The 15,507-nt window shown below is 70.7% G+C and carries 14 protein-coding genes; 4 read left to right on the forward strand and 10 right to left on the reverse strand.

Annotated features, from left to right (window positions below; genetic code table 11):
• Nucleotides 1-256 precede the first annotated feature (256 nt).
• Together CIW48_RS20390 and CIW48_RS20395 are read left to right on the forward strand one after the other, a co-directional pair.
• Nucleotides 257-1,261, forward strand: coding sequence for a magnesium transporter CorA family protein (locus CIW48_RS20390; protein WP_149312402.1), 1,005 nt, complete (start codon nt 257-259; stop codon nt 1,259-1,261).
• Nucleotides 1,262-1,358: 97 nt separating this feature from the next.
• Complete coding sequence (locus CIW48_RS20395) at nt 1,359-3,044, forward strand: methyl-accepting chemotaxis protein (RefSeq protein ID WP_149312403.1); 1,686 nt, start codon at nt 1,359-1,361, stop codon at nt 3,042-3,044.
• A 3-nt stretch (nt 3,045-3,047) separates the two neighbouring features.
• Here the strand turns inward: CIW48_RS20395 and CIW48_RS20400 are convergent, their stop codons facing one another.
• From CIW48_RS20400 to CIW48_RS20420, 5 genes are all read right to left on the reverse strand, one after another.
• Complete coding sequence (locus CIW48_RS20400) at nt 3,048-3,368, reverse strand: multidrug efflux SMR transporter (RefSeq protein ID WP_149312404.1); 321 nt, start codon at nt 3,366-3,368, stop codon at nt 3,048-3,050.
• Nucleotides 3,369-3,549: 181 nt separating this feature from the next.
• Complete coding sequence (locus tag CIW48_RS20405; protein ID WP_149312405.1) at nt 3,550-5,235, reverse strand: B12-binding domain-containing radical SAM protein; 1,686 nt, start codon at nt 5,233-5,235, stop codon at nt 3,550-3,552.
• Nucleotides 5,236-5,422: 187 nt separating this feature from the next.
• The gene (locus CIW48_RS20410; protein ID WP_149312417.1) at nt 5,423-6,229 is read right to left on the reverse strand and encodes an SDR family NAD(P)-dependent oxidoreductase; all 807 of its coding nucleotides are present in this window, start codon (nt 6,227-6,229) and stop codon (nt 5,423-5,425) included.
• A gap of 32 nt (nt 6,230-6,261) precedes the next feature.
• Nucleotides 6,262-7,029: an enoyl-CoA hydratase-related protein gene (locus CIW48_RS20415; RefSeq protein WP_149312406.1), complete on the reverse strand. Its 768-nt coding sequence runs from the start codon at nt 7,027-7,029 to the stop codon at nt 6,262-6,264.
• 10 nt (nt 7,030-7,039) lie between these two features.
• Nucleotides 7,040-8,779, reverse strand: coding sequence for an acyl-CoA dehydrogenase (locus tag CIW48_RS20420; protein ID WP_149312407.1), 1,740 nt, complete (start codon nt 8,777-8,779; stop codon nt 7,040-7,042).
• Nucleotides 8,780-8,915: 136 nt separating this feature from the next.
• Here CIW48_RS20420 and CIW48_RS20425 point away from each other — a divergent pair, with 136 nt between their 5' ends.
• A complete protein-coding gene (locus CIW48_RS20425) occupies nt 8,916-9,914 on the forward strand; it encodes an L-threonylcarbamoyladenylate synthase (RefSeq protein WP_149312408.1) in 999 nt (332 codons plus the stop codon).
• A 133-nt stretch (nt 9,915-10,047) separates the two neighbouring features.
• Here CIW48_RS20425 and wrbA read toward each other — a convergent pair whose 3' ends face one another.
• Nucleotides 10,048-10,650 (reverse strand): NAD(P)H:quinone oxidoreductase, encoded by a 603-nt coding sequence (wrbA, locus tag CIW48_RS20430; RefSeq protein ID WP_091786857.1) that lies wholly within the window; start codon nt 10,648-10,650, stop codon nt 10,048-10,050.
• A 137-nt stretch (nt 10,651-10,787) separates the two neighbouring features.
• Here wrbA and CIW48_RS20435 point away from each other — a divergent pair, with 137 nt between their 5' ends.
• Nucleotides 10,788-11,660, forward strand: a complete 873-nt coding sequence (locus tag CIW48_RS20435) for a LysR family transcriptional regulator (protein WP_149312409.1) — start codon at nt 10,788-10,790, stop codon at nt 11,658-11,660.
• A 6-nt stretch (nt 11,661-11,666) separates the two neighbouring features.
• Here the strand turns inward: CIW48_RS20435 and greA are convergent, their stop codons facing one another.
• The 4 genes from greA to CIW48_RS20455 form a co-directional block, all read right to left on the reverse strand.
• The gene (gene greA / locus CIW48_RS20440) at nt 11,667-12,140 is read right to left on the reverse strand and encodes a transcription elongation factor GreA (protein ID WP_149312410.1); all 474 of its coding nucleotides are present in this window, start codon (nt 12,138-12,140) and stop codon (nt 11,667-11,669) included.
• Nucleotides 12,141-12,247: 107 nt separating this feature from the next.
• Nucleotides 12,248-13,234, reverse strand: coding sequence for an MDR family oxidoreductase (locus CIW48_RS20445; RefSeq protein WP_149312411.1), 987 nt, complete (start codon nt 13,232-13,234; stop codon nt 12,248-12,250).
• A 67-nt stretch (nt 13,235-13,301) separates the two neighbouring features.
• Nucleotides 13,302-13,886, reverse strand: coding sequence for a hypothetical protein (locus CIW48_RS20450; protein WP_149312412.1), 585 nt, complete (start codon nt 13,884-13,886; stop codon nt 13,302-13,304).
• Between the two features lie 212 nt (nt 13,887-14,098).
• Complete coding sequence (locus CIW48_RS20455; protein ID WP_149312418.1) at nt 14,099-15,196, reverse strand: cell wall hydrolase; 1,098 nt, start codon at nt 15,194-15,196, stop codon at nt 14,099-14,101.
• Nucleotides 15,197-15,507: the final 311 nt, after the last annotated feature.

Consider the following 15,507-nt stretch of genomic DNA (forward strand, 5'->3'; position numbering starts at 1 on the left):
CGGGCGCATCTTCGAAGTGCCGACCCGCGAGGAGCGGCGCGAGCGCGCCCCGACCGACAGGATCGGCCGCAGCACCTGCGACGGCTGCAACTGAGCCCAGATCGGAGCCGGCCGCTGCGGCGGCGGATCGCGATGTCACGGAAGCGTCAGAAAACAGCGCCACATCCGCGGCACAGCTTGCATCGGCCGCCGTGGTGCCGGATGCGGGCTGCGGCCCTGCGCTGTCCCGTGACCGATCCGCATCCGAGACCTGTTCGTGATCTTCATCCACCAGCCCGCCATCGGCGCCGGAGCCACGCTGCTTGAACGCCGCGTGATCGATCTCCAGGACACGATCCCCGAGGACACGGTCTGGCTCGACCTGATCCGTCCGAGCCGCGAGGAGGAACTCAAGGTCGAGGCCTTCGCGGGCATCGAGGTGCCGACCCGCGAGGAGATGAAGGACATCGAGCCCTCGGAGCTGCTCTACGTGGAGGACGGCGCCCGCTACATGACCGGGCGGGTGCTCTCGAAGGTCAGCGACGCCGAGGATCCGGGGCTGGCCGGCATCACCTTCATCCTCCGCGGCAACCGGCTGGTAACCGTGCGCCACGAGGAGCCTCAGGCCTTCCGCATGTACACCCAGCGCGCCGGGCGCTCGATGGGCAATGGCAGCGCGTCGGCCACCTCCGGCGAGACGATCCTGGCCGGCCTGATCGAGGCGGTGATCGATCGGGCCGCCGACGTGCTGCAGCTGCAGGGCGAGCGTATCGACCGCCTGTCGGGCAAGATCTTCGAAGTGCAGGAGGATCCCTCCGCCCGCAACACCGCCCTGCAGGACACGCTGCGCGCCCTCGGCCGGCACGGTGATCTCATCTCCAAGCAGCGGGAGAGCCTCGTCTCCATGGAGCGGATCCTGCTTTCGCTGTCGGCGACCTACCGGACCAACAAGGCCCCGCGCGACCTGCGCGAAGATGTGCGTTCGACCCTGCGGGATCTTCAATCCCTCGAGGAGCACGCGACCTTCCTGTCCACGAAAATTCAATTCCTGCTCGATGCGACGCTCGGTTTGGTCAACCTTGAGCAGAACAACATCATCAAGTTGTTCTCGGTGATGGCGGTCGTCTTCATGCCGCCGACCCTGATCGCATCGATCTATGGCATGAACTTTAAGTCCATACCGGAACTAGATCTCACATTCGGATACCCCATGGCACTGATCATGATGGTCGTCGCCGCGGTATTCCCCTACTTCTTCTTCCGTTGGAAGAAGTGGCTCTGACCACAAATGCTGGTATAGAACCGACAAAATATTAAGACCTCTCCGGGAACATGTCGGGACCTGTAGGCGCGGCTCGGCCGCGAGGACGGAACCTCCCATGCGATTCTCCCTCAAGACGGTCCTCGCCGGCGCGATCGGCCTGCTCGCCCTCTCTGCCGTCGGCCAGGGCATCGCCAGCGTCGTCACCCTGTCGGAGATCGAGCGGAACGCCGAGGCGATCTCGCAGCAGGCCCTGCCGCTGCAGAACCAGGCCGAGGCCATCGGAACGGCCGTGCGGGACGCCCGCCTGCGGCTCTACCGCCTCGCGGTGGCCTCCCCGGACGTGGCGGCCCTGGACAAGAACCAGACGGCGCTGACCGACACCCTCGGCGAATTGTCCGGCCTGCGCCAGGCCTATCAGGACCGTCTGACGAGTCCCCAGGCCCGCGCGATCTACGAGCGTTTCACCACCGCCTGGAACGCCTACCAGAACGTCCAGCTCCAGGTGGTCGAGCTGATGATCGCGGGCGACCAGCCGGGCGCCCTCGCGCTCGTGCTGGATCCCGCGACGGGCGCACAGAACGATGCGGCGGTGGCCAGCCTGACCGAGTCGATCGCCGCGGCCCGCGGACAGACCGAGGCCAACGTCGCCGAGACCGTCCAGGCGGCGACGCGCGCCAAGCTGATCGCGATGATCGCCACCGTGGTCGGCCTCGCGGTCGCCGCGGCCGCGATGCTGTTCGCCCTGTTCGGGATCGCGCGCCCGATCGAGCGCATGACCGGGGCGATGGGCCGTCTCGCCGAGGGCGACGAGGACGTCTCGGTTCCCCACACGGGACGGCGCGACGAGATCGGCGCCATGGCGGCGGCCGTGCAGGTCTTCAAGGACAACCTGATCCACACCCGCGCGCTCGAGCGGGAGACGGCCCTGGCCCGGGACGGCGCCGAGGCGCAGCGCCGGCGGGCCGTCCACGCCATGGCCGAGTCCTTCGAGGCCGCGGTCGGCGGCGTCCTGGGGCGGGTGGCGAACGCCGCCCTCGGGCTGCGCACCGATGCCGAGGCGATGACCAGCACGGCCACCCATACGGCCGAGCGCTCGGCGACGGTGGCGGGCGCCGCGCAGGAGGCCGCCCAGCATGTCGGCACGGTCGCGGCGGCCGCGGAGGAACTCGGCGCCTCGGTGCAGGAGATCGGCCGCCAGGTGGACGGGTCGGCCGACCTCGCCCGGAGCGCGGTGGTCCAGGCCGGCGAGACCGCCGGCCTCGTGCAGGAATTGAGCACGGCCGCGGGCCGGATCGGCGACGTCGTGCGCCTCATCACCGACATCGCGGGCCAGACCAACCTGCTGGCGCTCAACGCCACGATCGAGGCGGCCCGCGCCGGCGAGGCGGGCCGCGGCTTCGCGGTGGTCGCCAGCGAGGTGAAGCAGCTCGCGGCGCAGACCGCCCGGGCCACCGAGGAGATTGCCGGTCAGGTCGGCCGCATCCAGGGTGCGACCGGGCAGACCGTGGACGCGATCGACGGCATCGCGGCCCGCATCCGCGAGATCGACGGCGTGGCGACCTCGATCGCGGCCGCCGTCGAGCAGCAGGGCGCGGCCACCCGGGAGATCGCCCGGAGCGTCGCCGAGGCCGCGACCGGGACCGGCGCGGTCACCGGGACGATCGACGCGGTGGCGCGGGCGGCCGACGACACGGGCTCGGCCGCCACGCGGATGCTCGCCTCGGCGGCGAGCCTCTCGGACGAGGCCGCCGAGCTGCGCCGGGAGATCGACGCCTTCCTGCACACCGTGCGCGCCGCCTGACGCTCAGGCCGGGCTCGACAGCTTCATCAGGACGAGCCCGGAGCCGATCAGGCCGGCCGCGAGGATCCGGCTGACACTCGCCTGCTCCCCGAGCACGGCGATGCCCACCAGGAAGGCGCCGACCGCGCCGATTCCGGTCCAGATCGTGTAGGCGGTTCCCAGCGGCAGCGTGCGCATCGCCAGCGCCAGGAAGCCGACGCTGCCGGCCATCGCCACGGCCATGATGGCGCTCGGCCAGAGGCGGGTGAAGCCGTCCGACTGCTTCATCGCGAAGGCCCAGACGACCTCCAGCACGCCCGCGGTGACGAGATAGATCCAGGCCAAGGCGGCCCTCCTGACAGGGCCGGGCCGTCCCGGACTTGGGCCCCGTGGACTGGGGGGAGGACGTGGCCTCGCGGGGATGAGCTAAGGTTTGCGGGCGCCGCTGCAAAGCGCGGCGGCACCCGGATCCCCGCCACCACCCTCATCTTGAGGTGCGGGTAGGCTTTCCCGAACCAGCGGCCGCCTACGCCACCGCCGCGAGGTGCTTGACCTCCGCCTTGATCACCACCTTGCCGACAGGCGGCGCCTTGCAGGTTTCGACCTCGGGCGCCAGGACTGGCGGCCGCACCCAGCGCCCGGCGTCGAGATCGGCGATCCGGCCGTTGATCTCGCGGATGACGTAGCGCGAGAACGGGTAGACGTGCAGGTAGATCACCATGTTGGTGACCACCGCCTCCAGGGCGGCCGGGTTGCGGCGGGCGGTCTCCAGGAACACGCTCCAGAAGTGCTTGGCCAGTTCCGGACGCCGGACGGTCATCCGCCAGCACACGCGCAGAAGCGAGTAGAGATCGTGGGCGACGTGGCGCCAGTTGAGCTTCTGCGCGGCGAATTTCGGCCGCTTCACCTGGCGCGCAACGACCCGCACCCGGTCGAAGAAGTTCGGCGGATCGTAGATCTCCTGGAGGACGTCGCGGTAATCGGCGAGCACGTCGCGCTGCGGGCGCAGGGTCACGAAGTTGATCCCCTGCGTGCACTGGTCGCCCTGATCGGCCGTGGTCGCCGCATAGTTCTCGTAGAGGCGGCCCTCCTTGCGCAGGCGGCGCGAGAGCTGCGTGTTCGGCAGCGCGAACAGCAGGCCGACCATGGCGATCGGGATGCCGGTCTGGCTGATGCAGAGCGACATCGCCTTGCTGATGCTGTCCTTCTCAGTATCGAAGCCGACGATGAAGCCGGCCGTGACGAACATGCCGTGCTCGTAGAGCTTGTGCACGCTGTCGGCGATCGAGCGCTTGGTGTTCTGCTTCTTCTGCGTCTGGATCAGCGTCGCCTCGTCGGGCGTCTCGATCCCGGTGAACAGGGCGAAGAAATTCGCGTCCCGCATCATGCCGAGCAGCTCGTCGTCGTCCGCGAGGTTCAGCGAGGCCTCGGTAGAGAACTTGAACGGGTAGCCGTGCGCCTCCTGCCACTTGATGAGGTGGGGCAGGAACAGCTTGATCGCCTTCTTGTTGCCGATCAGGTTGTCGTCGACGAAGTCGACATGGCCGCGATAGCCGAGGCCGTAGAGCCGGTCGAGCTCGGCCAGCATCTGCGGCGTGGTCTTGGTGCGCGGGGCGCGGCCGTAGAGTTCGATGATGTCGCAGAACTCGCAGGTGAACGGGCAGCCGCGCGAAAACTGGACGCCGATATAGAGGTAGTGGCTGAAGGTCAGCAGGTCGAAGCGCGGGATCGGGCTCTTGGTGACGTCGGCCTTGAACTTCTCGGCCGTGAGCCGACCGCGGCGCTCGCCGGCCTCCCAGGCGGCCACGAACTTGTCGAGGATGCCCTCGGCCTCGCCCAGCACCAGGAAGTCGGCCTTGTCGTAGACTTCCGGCGTCGAGGTGGGGGCCGGGCCGCCGACGCAGACCGGGGTGCCCAGCGCGACGCAGCGGTCGATGACGACGAGGCAATCCGGCTCCTGGGGCAGCATGCCGCCTGTCATCACCAAGTCGGCCGCCTGGATCTGCGCGTCCGTCAGGTCCTCGCAGTTGCGGTTGACGAGCGTCACCTGCCAGGCCGGCGGCAGCATCGCGGCGAGCGTGATCAGGCCGAGGGGCGGCGCCGGCGCGCGGGCGCCCTGCAGCTCCATCGCCTCTTTGAAGTTCCACATCGAGTTCTCGTAGAACTTCGGGAACACCATCAGCACGCGCGGGGCCGTGTTCGCATCCGACATGCCAGTTTCCCTCGTTCACTCGCACGGCCCCGGCCCGAGCCGAGATCGGAGCGGACACAGGATCGCCCCCTCACCTGCGGGTGAATTACGGCCGTTTTTCGCTCCCACAGCAATCGGCTGCGCCGATCCTGGCGGGACGTCCGCCGCGACGCTGCGGGTCACGTCCGCCAGGCGGCGCTAGAAGCCGTCACGGCCCGAGTCGAAACCGCTCCGGTTGCGTTCCATCGGCGTCGGTGAAACCGTAGATCGGAGCGAGGTCGCCGGCATGCAGCACGGTACCGGCCCGGGCGGCGATTGCGGGGTCGGCGGCCAGGGCGGCCAGTGCCCGGCCGGCATAGAGCGGGCTCTCGGTGGCGTGCTGCGCCTGACCGAGATCGCGCGCCCGCTCGGTGGCAACGAAGCCCGGCGAGAGTCCGAGCGCGGTGACCCCGTGGGGCGCGAGTTCCCGGGCGAAGGCCAGGGTCAGCCGGTTGGTGGCGGCCTTGGCGGAATCGTAGAACACGTCGCCGAGATACTCCTCGGTCCCGAAGGAGACGAGCGCGAGCAAGCCGGCGCGCGCCGCCACCATGGCGGGGGCTACCGCACGGGCGAGCAGCAGGGCCGGCAGCGGCCCGGCTTCGAGGAGGCCGAGATAGGGCTCAGCCGAGCGACGCCAGAACGGCGTGCCCCAGCCGGCGCCGTCCGGGTAGCGCTCGCCGTCGTAGCCCTCGTTCCCGCCCCAGACGCTGCAGGCCGCGACGTCGATCCGTCCGAAGCGGCGCAGCATCCAGTGCACCAGAGTATCGGTGGCGCGCTCGGAGCGGTGGTCGCAGAGGTAATGGTGCCCGCGCCCGCCGGCGGAATCGACCAGCCGGGCGGTGTCCTCGATCGCCTCGGACCGCATCTCCGTGCGCGGGCCGGTCTCGCTGGAGCGGGCGGTGACGATCACGGTGGCCCCCGCCTCCCCCAGCGCCCGGGCCAGTCCCCGGCCGACGCCCCGCGAGGCGCCCGCCACGAGGCAGATCTTCTGGGAGAGGTCCGGTGGGCTCACGCCGAGGACGCGGGCTTCGACCGCGACAGGAAGGCGGCGAGCCGGTCCTGGGATTCGGACGAGCGCAACTGTACGTCGAAGGCCTTGGCCTCCGCCTCCAGGGCCGCCTCGACCTGCGCCTGGTCGCCCCGGATCAGCGCCCGCGACGCCGCCAGCGCCCCACGCGGCAGAGCGGCGAGGCGCGTCGCCTGCGCGACCGCCTGCTCCACCAGCATGTCGGCCGGCAGCACCGCGTTGACGAGGCCGAGCGCCTGCGCCTCGTCGGCCTCGAGCGGCCGCGACAGGAGCAGCAGCTCGGTCGCCTTGAGCCGGCCGACCCGCAGGGGCAGCAGGTAGCTCGACGCCGCCTCGGGCACGAGGCCGAGTTCCACGAAGGGCATCCGCAGCCGCGCCGCCGGGCTCGCGTAGACGAGATCGCAATGCAGGCAGAGCGTCGCGCCGATGCCCACCGCGATCCCGTCGACCGCCGCCACCATCGGGGTGCGGGTCCGGGCGAGCTGGCGGATGAAGGCGAGGGCCGGCGAGGCGCTGAACCCGTCCCCGGCATGACCCATGAAGTCGGCCAGGTCGTTGCCGGCGCTGAACATGCCGGGCTGCCCGGCGAAGACCACGGCGCCGATCGCGTCCGACGCGTCGGCCTCGGCCAAGCCTTCCCGCATGGCGTCATACATGACGCCGGTGAGCGCGTTCTTCTTCTCGGGACGGTTCAGGGTGATCAGGCGGACGCCGCCCTGGAGGTCGTCGATCGCGACAGTGTCGGCCATGATCCGCTCCTCAAACCGCCAGCGCTAGCGCGGCATCGTCCGTGAAGGCGCCGCCCGTCACGACAGTCTGCTCCAGGCCCCCGGCCGCGGTCAGCAGATTCTCGGCGTAGAAGCGCGCGAGGGCGATGCGGGCGGCATGCGCCGGGTCCGTCTCGCCGGCCTTCAGCGCGGCGCTCGCGGCGAGCGCGCTTCGGGCGAGGCAGGCGCCTCCGAGAGCCAAGCCGAACAGGCGCAGATACGGCGTCGCCCCCGCCAAGGCCGCCTCGGGACGGTTCGAGGTCAACGCGGTGAGCTGGTGGCTCGTCGCCCGGTCGAGGCTGCCGACCCCATCCCGCAGCCGCGCCGCCATGTGACCGAAGGCGGGATCGCCGGCCTTGAGCAGCCCCTCCGCGGCCTGGCGCATCCAGGCGATCTGCGACCGCACGGTGCCGCCGCCGTTCAAGGGCAGCTTGCGGGCGGTGAGGTCGATGGCCTGGATGCCGTTGGTGCCCTCGTAGATGCCCAGGATGCGGGCGTCCCGCATGAGCTGCGCCGCGCCGGTCTCCTCCACGAAGCCCATGCCGCCATGGACCTGCACGCCCAGCGAGGTCACCTCGTTGGCGAGGTCCGTCGCGAAGGCCTTCGCCACCGGGGTCAGCAGGGAGGCGCGGTCCAGGGCAGCCTGCCCCTCCGGCCGCTTCGACGCATCGAGGGCCGCAGCGGTGAGGTAGCAGATGGCGCGGGCGGCCGCCGTGGACGCCTTCATGGTGAGCAGCATGCGCTGCACGTCCGGATGCGCGACGATCGGGCTCGTCGCCTCGGCGGCTCCCATGGCCTTGCCCTGGCGACGCTCCTGCGCGTAGGCGAGCGCCCGCTGGGTCGCGGCCTCGGCAACGCCGACGCCCTGCAGGCCGACATTGAGCCGAGCGGCGTTCATCATCGTGAACATGCAGGCGAGGCCCCTGTTCTCCTGGCCGATCAGCCAGCCGGTGGCGCCGCCATTGTCGCCGAAGGCCATGGAGCAGGTCGGCGAGGCGTGGATGCCGAGCTTGTGCTCGATTCCGGAGCAGCGCAGGTCGTTGCGGGTGCCGTCGGGCAGCACCTTCGGCACCAGGAACAGGGAGATGCCGCGCGTGCCCGCCGGCGCGTCGGGCAGCCGGGCCAGGACGAGGTGGACGATGTTCTCGGCGAGGTCGTGCTCGCCGTAGGTGATGTAGATCTTGTTGCCGGTGATCCGGTAGGTGCCGTCGCCGGCCGGCACCGCCCGGGTCCGCAGCAGCGCGAGGTCGGAGCCCGCCTGCGGCTCGGTCAGGTTCATGGTGGCGGGCCATTCGCCCGAGACCAGCTTCGCGAGGTAGCGGGCCTTCAGGTCGTCCGAGCCGTGGGCCGCGAGCGCCTCGATGCCGCCCTGGGTCAGGAGCGGGCAGAGGCCGAAGGCGAGGTTGGCGCCGTTCCACATTTCGGTGCAGGCGGCCTCGATCAGCTTCGGCAGGCCCTGGCCGCCGTGATCGGCCTCGGCCGAGAGCCCGTTCCAGCCGCCCTCCGTGAAGGTGCGATAGGCCTCGCGCCAGCCGGGCGGCGTGGTGACGTGCCCGTCCGTGAACGGGGTGCCGTGGCGATCGCCGACCCGGTTGAGCGGCGCGATCACGCCGGCGGCGATCCGCCCGGCCTCGGTCAGGATCGCCTCGGCGTCGTCGGGATCGACCGAATCGAGCCCGGCCACGTGCCGGAGCGTGAAGAGCATCTCGGGGACCGGGGCGCGGTAACTCATACGATCCTCCCGTGTTGCGGCCCGCCCGCTCGTTCGATCCGGGGCGGGTTTGACCGCGCCCGCGCACCGGCGCTAGGGCGGGCGAGGATAGGCGCGCGGCGCGCGCGCCGCCATTACCTCGGAGACGGCTTCCCGCATGAATGATCCCGGGTCAACGGTCCCGGCCGCGACCCGGCGGCTTCCCCCCGATGCCGGCGGCGTCGCGGAGGCCGCCGCCCTCCTGCGGGCAGGACGCCTCGTGGCCTTCCCCACCGAGACCGTCTACGGCCTCGGGGCGGATGCCACCGACCCCGCCGCGGTGACGGGCATCTTCGCCGCCAAGGCGCGGCCGCGCTTCAACCCGCTGATCGCGCATCTGGCCTGTGCGGAGGCGGCCCTGGCCGAGGGGGTGTTCGACGCGCAGGCGCGCCGCCTCGCCGAGGCCTTCTGGCCGGGTCCGCTGACCTTGGTCGTTCCGGCGCATCCCGGCACACGGGTCTGCGACCTCGCCCGCGCCGGCCTACCCAGCCTCGCCTTGCGGGTGCCGGCCCATCGGCTCGCGCAGGCCCTCCTCGCGCAGGTTGGGCGGCCGGTCGCCGCACCCTCGGCCAACCGCTCGGGGCGGGTGAGCCCGACCCGGGCCGCCCACGTCCTCGACGATCTCGCCGGCCGGATCGCCGCCGTGCTCGACGGCGGAGACACCCCGGTGGGCGTCGAATCGACCGTGGTGGCCTGCCTCGGCGGCACGCCGCGTCTGCTGCGGCCAGGCGGCATCACCCGAGCGGCGCTCCGGGACGTGCTCGGCCTCGACCCAGCGGCTCCGGAGGCGGCGGATGCCGACCGGCCGGCGGGGCCTGGTATGCTCGCCTCACATTACGCTCCGCGGGCGCGGGTCCGCCTGGACGCAACGCGGATCGAGCCCGGCGAGGCGGTTCTGCTGTTCGGGTCCCACCTCCCGGCCGGTCACGAGACCGCGCGGGCGAGGCTGAACCTGAGCCCGGCGGGCGACCCCGCGGAGGCCGCTGCCCGGCTGTTCGGCGCCCTGCGCGACCTCGATGCCTCAGGGGCCGAGACCATCGCGGTGGCGCCGATTCCCGAGGCCGGCCTCGGGGAGGCGATCCGCGACCGCCTCGCCCGGGCAGCCGCGCCACGCTGAGGCCGGAGAATTTTTCGCCGGCAGCGGAACAGACTTCGCGCTGACCCGTTTATTGATCACGAAGGCCTTCTCAGCCCCCAATGGCCTTTTTCCTTTCAGGCTCGGAGCAATCCGAGCCTTTTTTCTTGGCTGCTCAGTCTCGCGCCAGCTTGGCGGCAATGCCCGCCACGTGGCGGCCCTGGAAACGGGCGCCGTCCAGCTCGACGGCACTCGGCTGACGGGATCCGTCTCCGTCCGCGATCGTGCTGGCACCGTAGGGGGTGTTGCCCTTGACCGCCTCGACGCCGGCCTGGCCCTGGAAGCTGTAGGGCAGGCCGACCACCACCATGCCGTGGTGGAACAGCACCGTGTGGAAGCTCGTCAGCGTCGTCTCCTGGCCGCCGTGCTGCGAGGCCGTGGAGGTGAAGACCGAGCCGACCTTGCCGACCAGCGCGCCCTTCATCCAGAGCCCGCCGGTCTGGTCGATGAACTGCTTCATCTGCGAGGCCATGTTGCCGTAGCGGGTCGGCGTGCCGAAGATGATCGCGTCGTACTGAGCCAGCTCGTCGACGGTGGCGATCGGCGCCGCCTGATCGAGCTTGAAGTGGCTCTGCCGGGCGACCTCCTCCGGGACCAGCTCCGGCACACGCTTCACGACGACCTCGGCCCCGGTCTCGCGGGCGCCTTCGGCAACGGCATAGGCCATCTGCTCCACGTGTCCGTAGGTCGAGTAGTACAGCACCAGAACCTTGGCCATGTGACGATCTCCATCAGGGGTCTTGGGTGGCCTGCCGAATCATCCGGCGGCGCGGTGCCTACCCATGGCGCGTTTTGGATCTTGCAAGAATGCCTTCGGATGCAAGAATGGTCTTGCATTGACGCAAGGATCACGGCGTGGCGCTCGACTGGGATGCGTTCCGTTTCGTCAAGGCGGTGGCTGACCGGGCCGGCCTGACGGCGGCCGCAGAGGATCTGGGAATCAATCCGTCAACCGCCTTCCGGCGCCTGGGCGCGCTGGAGGCGCATCTCGACGTCCGCCTGTTCGAGCGTTTGCGCACCGGCTACGTGCCGACGGCGGCCGGCCGGGCGATGATTGAGGCGGCGACACGGATCGAGACGGACGTGACGGGTTTCGCGCGCTCGGTGGCGGGTCTGGGGGAAACGCCGTCCGGCGAATTGCGGGTGACCGCACCGGCCAACTTCGCGACCGGCCTGCTCATGCCGATCCTCATGGGCTTCCGCGCCCGGTATCCGAAGATCAACCTCAACCTGATCCTGGCCGAGGAGGCGCTGAATCTGTCCCGCCGCGATGCCGACGTGGCGATCCGCGCGAGCCGCGACCCGAATGAGACACTCGTGGGACGGCGGCTCAGCGGAATCGCCTGGGCCGTCTACGGCCAAGCCGGTCGGGACTATGGCGACCTTGCCCTGGAGACCTGGATCAGCCCCGCCGCGACGGTGGCGGGCGGCCTGCTGGCGCGCTTCGTGGAGGCGCGGGCGGCACCCGAACGGATCGCGCTGCGGATCAACACGGTGACGGGCCTCGACGCGGCGGTGGCCGCCGGGATCGGGATCGGCCCGTTGCCCTGCTTCGGGGCCGACCCCGATCCGGCGCTGCGACGGCTATCGGGTCCGCATCCGGAACTCGGCGTCGGTCTATGGCTGCTGACGCATCCGGACCTGCGCCACGCGGCCCGGGTCCGGGCCTTCATGGAGCATGTCGCCGAGGCGATCCTGCCCCTGCGGCCGCGCTTCGAGGGTCGGTGACCCGGCTCAGCGGATCTCGACGACCTCGACCTCGTGGCCGTTCACCTCGACCACGTCGCCGATCGTCTTGCCGGTGATCGCCCGGGCAAGCGGGGCGACGTAGGAGATCGAACCCTTGTGCGGGTCGGCCTCGTCCTCGCCGACGATCCGGAAGGTCTGTCGGGTCTCCTTGCCGGAATCTTCCTCGCGCACCACCGTGACGGTCGAGCCGAACTGGACGGTATCACCGCCCCTGGGCTCCACCACCTGCGCGGTGTTCTTCCGGGCCGCCCAGTAGCGCAGATCGCGCCCGATCCGGGAATCCTCGGCCTTGTCGGTCGGATCTAGGGAGGCGACCTCCTTCTCCAGGCGCGCGACCTCGGCCTCGATCTGGGCGAGCCCCTCGGGCGTGACGAAGTTGGGGTGGGGCGAGATCGGGCGGTCCGGAAGGTTCTCGAACGCTTCCCCGCCCTCGGGCTCTTTGACGAATGCAACGCTCATGAAAACATCAACACGCGAGATACGGCAAAGGTTCCCGCCATGCCGCGAAAATCCGCCGGCGACGGCCTGACGGAGCAGGATCGGCCGGGCTCCTGAAGCCGCCCGCGCTAACCCACGTCCACCACGGTTCGCCCCCGCACCTTCCCGGCCAGGATCGCCTCCCCAAGCCGGCCGACCTCCGCCAGGCCGACCGTGCTGGTCATGGCGGCGAGCTTGCCGAGATCGAGGTCCCGCGCGAGCCGCGCCCAGGCCTCGCGACGCTTCGGCTGCGGGGTGGTGACGCTGTTGATGCCGAGGAGCGAGACGCCGCGCAGGATGAAGGGCGCCACGGACGTCGGCAGGTCCATGCCCTGCGCCAGCCCGCAGGCGGCGACGGCGCCGTCGGCCTTGGTCATGGCGAGGACGTTGGCGAGCGTGGTGGAGCCGACCGCGTCGACGCCCGCCGCCCAGCGCTCCTTGCCGAGCGGCCTGCCGGGCTTCGACAGCTCGGCCCGGTCGAGGATCTCGGCCGCGCCGAGCCCCTTCAGGTACTCGGACTCGCCGTCCCGGCCCGTCGAGGCGATCACATGCCAGCCCGCTCGGGCGAGGAGCGCCACGGCGACCGAGCCGACGCCGCCGGAGGCACCGGTGACGATGACCGGCCCGTGCTCCGGCTTCACCCCATGGGCATCGAGCGCCATGCAGCACAGCATCGCGGTATAACCCGCAGTGCCGACCGCCATGGCCTGCCCGGGCGTCAGCCCTTCGGGGAGCGGCACCAGCCAATCGCCCTTGACCCGGGCGCGCTGGGCATAGGCCCCGAGATGCGTCTCGCCGACGCCCCAGCCGGTGAGCACGACTGCATCGCCCGGCTTGTAATCCGGGTGATCCGACGTCTCGACGACCCCCGAGAAGTCGATCCCGGGGATCATGGGGAAGCGGCGCACCACCGGCGACGTGCCGGTGAGCGCGAGGCCGTCCTTGTAGTTCAGGGTCGAGTGCGTCACCCGCACGGTGACGTCGCCGTCCATGAGGTCGGCGTCGTCGAAATCCCGGAAGGCGAGGCTCTGGCCGGCCTCGTTCTTCTCGACCACCCAGGCCTTGAACGTCCCCATCGTCACCTCCCGTGTTGCGCGGTGAGGTGTGGCCGGGACGTCCGGAATCAAGCCGCCGGGGGGCGGATCAGTAGCCCTCGTACCGGCTGCCCGTGTAGAAGCCGAGGCCGACGCCGATATCCGACGCGCTGGCCCCGGTGATGCCGAGGGCATCCGGGATCGAGCCGACCAGCGGCCCGCCATAAGCGGCAGGCCGGTAGCCGTAACCGCCGCCGATCGGCGCCCAGCCGGCCCGGGCGGGCGCCACGAGCACGCGACGGCTCACGCTGGCATATTCCGGCGGGATCGTCTCGGGGATCGTCTGCGCCGGGCGGACCAGCACGGTCCGGGTGCGCACCGCGAAGCGCGGCGGCGTCGTCACCCAGCAACCGATCAGTTCGCCGCCGGGGCCGCGGCTCGTCTGCCAGTAGCGGCCGCCGGGCGAGACCATCACGCGCTCGGACACCGTGTCGTAGACCGGCGGCGTGGTGCGGTAGATGGTGCGGGGCGGCCGCACCAGCACGTTCTCCTGAACCGTGTCGTAGACCGGCGGCGTGACGACGCGGCGATAGCATTCGGAGCCGTAGCAGCCGCCGGCCTGGGCGGGAGCGGCGAGAAGCACGCCGCCGAGAGCGGCGGCGAGGAGGGCGGTGCGAGCGACCGGCGCGGTCATGGAAGTCCTCTGATACGCATTACTACGAGACGCGGCGCGGACGCGGCGCTCGTCTCGACGTACCAGAGGCCAGACTCGTTGCCCGGCGCGCAAGCATTATCAGGAACGAAGGTAAAATTAACCCTTGGTTTCGACTGCTTAGGCGTCGCCTACCTAGGTAGCATTGTTCTGATTTTTGCCACTCTCTTTTATGAAGTCAGGCCAGACCCGCCTCAGGTCTGCCCGGCCCGCAGCTGGTAGAAGATGTGCCGGCCGATCACGTCCATCTTGCGCAGCCGGCGCGCCCAGCCCGGACGCACGTAGTCGGCATGGTAGTGGGTCGCGGCGCCGACCTCGGCGAGGTAGGTCCGGCCCTCGATCACCGAGCGGGCGATCCGGGTCGCCGATTCCCAGGCGCCGGCATCGGTGATGCGCAGGGACTTGCCCTCGCAGGCGAAGGAGAATTGGCAGCCCATGTAATGGTGCCGGTTCTGGTAGACGACGCCGCAGACGCTCGCCGGGTAGAGGCCGCTCTTCACGCGATTGAGCACCACCTGGGCCACGGCGGCCTGGCCCGCCTCGGGCTCGCTCCGGGCCTCGAAATAGACCGCCTCCGACAGGCAGCGCTGCTCCTTGTCGAGGGCATTCGGGTCGATCAGGTCGGCGTAGCGCCGGCGGGCATCCTCGGGGACCGGCTGGGCGCTGTCCGGGCGCTCGGTGCGGAGCGCGAAATCGGGGAGCGCGAGGCTGGCTGCGGCGATCTCGACCGGGATCGCATCCGCTGGCGCGGGCGTCGTGGAGGATAGGGCGATGGCCCGGGGCACCGGCGGCGTCGAGCCGTCGATGCGCTCGGGACCGCCATCCTCGGTGAGATCGGCTGTCCCCTCGCCCGTGGAGGCGGCGGTGCCGGCGCCGGTGGTCAGACCGAGATCGGGCACGGGGATGAAGGTGGCCTCCGGCTCGGAATCCGGATCCCAGACGGCAGCCCCCTGGGTCAGCACGCCGGTGACGCTCCCGGTGACGTCGCCGAAGACCAAGGCGCCGCCCGCCTCCCGCAGGTTCGCGGCCCGCCGCGCGAAGCTCTCGGCCGGCGGCCGGGCGGGATTGCCCTTGCCGCCCCGCTGCACCACCGGGAAGACATGGGCACCGGTCTTGAACACCGCCTGAGGCGGCTCGTCGCCGAGGGGGCGCAGGGCGGATCCGATCAGCAGGGTGCCGGGCGGCAAGGGGGGTACGGTCTGGGCGTCGATCACCCCGAGCCGGCTCGCGCCGATGGCGTTCTCCGTGCCGGCATCGGCGGTGAACGACACCAGAAGGCCGAGTCCGGCCATCCAGGGCGTCAGCGCCGCCGAGAGCCAGCGCAGGCTCGATTCCCGTCCTCGTCTCGTGCCCACGACGCCAGACCCGCACTCACGCACCCGAACCGGCCCGATCCTCCCCGTTTCCAGGGTGTTTCTGCGGCCGCGCAGGATTTATCGCGCGGCATGGTTGAGCCGTGGTTAAGGCCGGATGGTTGCGCGTGTCCTGATACGGTTCCGGGTTGAACGCTGCGGTTGACGCTTCCCTCTCCGTCATCACGAACGGGGCGAAGTGACCCAGGGCAGCGGGACGTCAGGAAGCGTGGCGCCGCCCTGGAATGCTT

This window comes from Methylobacterium sp. P1-11 (assembly GCF_008329595.1).
Lineage (GTDB): Bacteria > Pseudomonadota > Alphaproteobacteria > Rhizobiales > Beijerinckiaceae > Methylobacterium.

Bases quoted from the DNA above. Each gene is read 5' to 3' on its own strand.
- CIW48_RS20395 (WP_149312403.1), top strand. From the start codon at position 1,359: ATGCGATTCTCCCTCAAGACGGTCCTCGCCGGCGCGATCGGCCTGCTC.
- CIW48_RS20405 (WP_149312405.1), bottom strand. From the start codon at position 5,235: ATGTCGGATGCGAACACGGCCCCGCGCGTGCTGATGGTGTTCCCGAAG.
- CIW48_RS20415 (WP_149312406.1), bottom strand. From the start codon at position 7,029: ATGGCCGACACTGTCGCGATCGACGACCTCCAGGGCGGCGTCCGCCTG.
- CIW48_RS20420 (WP_149312407.1), bottom strand. From the start codon at position 8,779: ATGAGTTACCGCGCCCCGGTCCCCGAGATGCTCTTCACGCTCCGGCAC.
- CIW48_RS20425 (WP_149312408.1), top strand. From the start codon at position 8,916: ATGAATGATCCCGGGTCAACGGTCCCGGCCGCGACCCGGCGGCTTCCC.
- wrbA (WP_091786857.1), bottom strand. From the start codon at position 10,650: ATGGCCAAGGTTCTGGTGCTGTACTACTCGACCTACGGACACGTGGAG.
- greA (WP_149312410.1), bottom strand. From the start codon at position 12,140: ATGAGCGTTGCATTCGTCAAAGAGCCCGAGGGCGGGGAAGCGTTCGAG.
- CIW48_RS20445 (WP_149312411.1), bottom strand. From the start codon at position 13,234: ATGGGGACGTTCAAGGCCTGGGTGGTCGAGAAGAACGAGGCCGGCCAG.
- CIW48_RS20450 (WP_149312412.1), bottom strand. From the start codon at position 13,886: ATGACCGCGCCGGTCGCTCGCACCGCCCTCCTCGCCGCCGCTCTCGGC.
- CIW48_RS20455 (WP_149312418.1), bottom strand. From the start codon at position 15,196: ATGGCCGGACTCGGCCTTCTGGTGTCGTTCACCGCCGATGCCGGCACG.